The 3,288-nt window shown below is 45.4% G+C and carries 3 protein-coding genes; all 3 read right to left on the reverse strand.

What is annotated here, in order from left to right:
• Positions 1-367: 367 nt before the first annotated feature.
• The 3 genes from secF to INF29_RS13875 all read right to left on the reverse strand — a co-directional run bounded on the left by secF (position 368) and on the right by INF29_RS13875 (position 3,090).
• Positions 368-1,243, reverse strand: a complete 876-nt coding sequence (gene secF, locus INF29_RS13865) for a protein translocase subunit SecF (protein WP_193487313.1) — start codon at positions 1,241-1,243, stop codon at positions 368-370.
• A 13-nt stretch (positions 1,244-1,256) separates the two neighbouring features.
• Positions 1,257-2,495 (reverse strand): protein translocase subunit SecD, encoded by a 1,239-nt coding sequence (secD, locus tag INF29_RS13870; RefSeq protein ID WP_193487315.1) that lies wholly within the window; start codon positions 2,493-2,495, stop codon positions 1,257-1,259.
• Positions 2,496-2,673: 178 nt separating this feature from the next.
• Positions 2,674-3,090, reverse strand: a complete 417-nt coding sequence (locus INF29_RS13875; protein WP_193487317.1) for a TIGR04086 family membrane protein — start codon at positions 3,088-3,090, stop codon at positions 2,674-2,676.
• Positions 3,091-3,288 lie beyond the last annotated feature (198 nt).

The following is a 3,288-nucleotide window of genomic DNA, read 5'->3' on the forward strand; positions in this document are numbered from 1 at the left end:
TCGCATTTATTTGCACTGCAACCTGTAAACAGGTACTATAATTGAGAATACAGTATGTTAATTTAATATTGCATATCTATCCTTCATTTGATAATTAGTAAATCCATAGTAATTATCATTCAAAAAAAATATACTAAAGTATTTTATTTACCCCTAGTAGAACTAGGGGTTTTGTTAAGCTAAAGCACCCAACAAAGATAGCCGAAATCCCCAACATAAAAGGGTTTCCGGCTATCTTCTTTTTACCTGAATTGTATGAAGAATCTATTCTTCAAAAGACCCTCGCTGCAGTTCCATTCAGAAATCAACAAAACACCATGTTTTGTGAATAAGGACCTGCTTTTCATACAATCTTTTTATTTTCCGATTATTTCTCGCTCTTAGGCAGCAATACGTACCAAATAGAACCGGAAATGCAGACAGAAGAATATGCCCCTGCCAGAATACCGATCATCATAGGCAGTGCAAATTCTTTCAGTGCAGGCACACCCAATACATAAATTGCCCCAACGGTGAAGAATGTGGTCAGAGATGTATTGATGGAACGAGCCAGTGTCTGACTGATGCTCTTGTTGATTTTTTCCGCTGTCTGATTTGCGTGGAATGCGCTCTTATTTTCACGGATACGGTCGAAAATAACGATGGTCGCATTGATGGAGTACCCCAGAATGGTCAGCAGAACGACAATGAATGTGTTGTTGACCGGGATACGGAACACCGCGTAAGCTGTCAGAACGATAAGCACGTCGTGAAGCAGGGCGATGATGGCACTGCCGCCGGCGCGAAAATCGTGGAACCGCAGGGAAATATACAGCAGCATTGCCACAGCTGCAATGAGTGTTGCTTTGATGGCTGCTGTCTGCATTTCATGGCTGACAGTACCGCTGACGTCATTGACTTCCCCCATGACTGCGTTGGGATACGCTTCCAAAATGGCATTGGTCAGTGTTTCTCTTGTTGCACTGTCAATGGACTGAATTTTTACAGTTGCTTCGTTTGTACCGATAACCTGCTGAATCTGTGGACTATCCTGTCCTGTTACATCTGTGATGAGTTTCTGCAGATCTTCCTGTTCATAATCCTGACCCAAATCCAAGTCGAAAGAGGTACCGCCGGTAAATTCAACGTCATACTGGAAAGCGCCTCTGCCTGCCTGGGCATTGAAGATCATTGCCGCAAAACCGATGATGATGACAATCAAAGAAGCGGCGAAGATTTTTTTTCTGTTTTCTACAATTTTCATCTGCTCCGCCTCCTTACTTACTGCGCATGCCATAATACTTCGGATTGCTGCATCCGCCCTGCATCAAGCCGTTTACAATCAGTCTTGTGATTACCAGAGCTGTGAACATGGAAATGATGATACCCATGATCAATGTAGTTGCAAAACCTTTTACCGTACCGGAACCAAGGAAGAACAGTACCACTGCCGCAATGAGTGTTGTTACGTTACCGTCCAGGATAACAGGCAGCGCACGGGAGAACCCGTTTTTGATAGCAACACGAAGTGTCTTGCCCTGTACCAGTTCTTCTTTCAGACGTTCAAAGATAACGACATTGGCGTCTACTGCCATACCTACAGAAAGGATGATACCCGCGATACCTGGCAGTGTCAGCGTAATATTAAAGGCATTGAGCAGAATCAATTCCAGACCTACATAAATGATCAGCGCAAGGTCTGCTGCAAAGCCCAGCACTTTATAAACCACCAGCATGAAGATCAGTACCAGTGCCAGACCGATGGCACCTGCTTTTACGCCTGTTGCCAATGCGTCTGCACCCAGTCTTGCACCTACATTCTTCATCTGGATGACATTCAAGTTAAAAGGCAGAGAGCCGGCACGAATGAGGGATGCCAGTTCTTCGGCGGATTCCCCTGTGAAACTGCCTGTAATGGATGCTTCCCCTGTGGTGATAGCAGACTGCACCATGGGTGCGCTGATGACTTCGCCGTCCATCACAATGTAAATAGGTTTGCCGATATTTGCCGCTGTTGCTTCTGCGAAAAGCTGTTTGCCTTCGTCATTGAATTTCAGTGCAACATAAGGTTCTGCATTGCCGCCCTGTTTGATGGCACCTACCTGTTTCGTAGCGTCTGCCACCATATCACCTGTCAGCAATACTTTGCCTGTTTCATCCACAAAGGACAACTGCGCAGTCTGTCCAATTTCACGAATGGCTTCTTCCGCGTTTTCCACACCAGGAATATCCACACGGATACGATTTGTGCCTTCCTGGGCAACTTCTGCTTCTGTCCAACCGTTCCAGTCCATACGCCCCTGGATCAAAGAAACAGCCGCCTGCATTTCTTCTGCTGTGACATCTTCCTTGTCCGCTTCGTATACGATATACACACCACCACTCAGGTCAAGACCCTGCTTGATGTTGCCGGCGCTGAGTGTTTTTCCTTCCCCGATCCCCTGGTAGGAAACAAAGCTCAAAGCTGCAGCGATGACAAGCATAATCACCAGCATGATTCTTCCTCTTGCTTTCATCTTTCTCCTCCTGCTTTCCGTCCGTCAAAACTGGCGAAACTGTTTTTTTCCAAAAGAAAGACGGTTCTTCCTTTATTCGCCCCTGAAAAAAGAAAAACCGTTCTTCTTTTATTATTTTGATAGTATAGCACAAAATATAAGAGATGCAAAGATGAAATATCATGAAATGATGTATTTTTCAAGAAATTTTGTGTATCCCCATCAGTCCGCCGGCGGCGCCGCCAGCCAGAGCCACTGCCATCATCCGCCAGAAAGTGGTGTGCAGGGCAAAATCTCCGCTGCCAAAACTGGTGATTACCCACAGCAAAAGACCGTATACCAGCCCTGCCAAAAGCCCCCAGATGAGCCCGCGGCGTTTGATGCATTTTGCCCAGTCAAAGCCAGCAATGCCTGCGGATAATGCCGTGCAGCACAGGGCGACAATAGGGATGGTGCTTTCTGCCAGTGACGTATAGGTCAGCACAATGCCATAAGCAATGAAAAAAATGCAGCTCACCGCCATTGCCACTGCCATTCCCTTCAGCAGGCACAGACCTTTCTTGCCTCCTGCTTCTGTCTGACAGCAGTCCTGTTTTTCTTTTCTGCAAAACTTCAATGGTTTTCACTCCTTTTTCTATATCTGATTTATTTTATGGGACTTTCCCGCCGCTTATGATATACTGATACAAAAGTCCAGCGGTGATATGTCAAGATAAAAACAATATTGAAAGATATACTTTCAGCTATGTTTCAAAAAGACAAAAACACCCACCTAAGCCCTGCAAATCGTATTTTTGAAAAATGAGCAGGGTTC

It is taken from the genome of Anaerotignum lactatifermentans, from assembly GCF_014982935.1.
Lineage (GTDB): Bacteria > Bacillota > Clostridia > Lachnospirales > Anaerotignaceae > Anaerotignum > Anaerotignum lactatifermentans.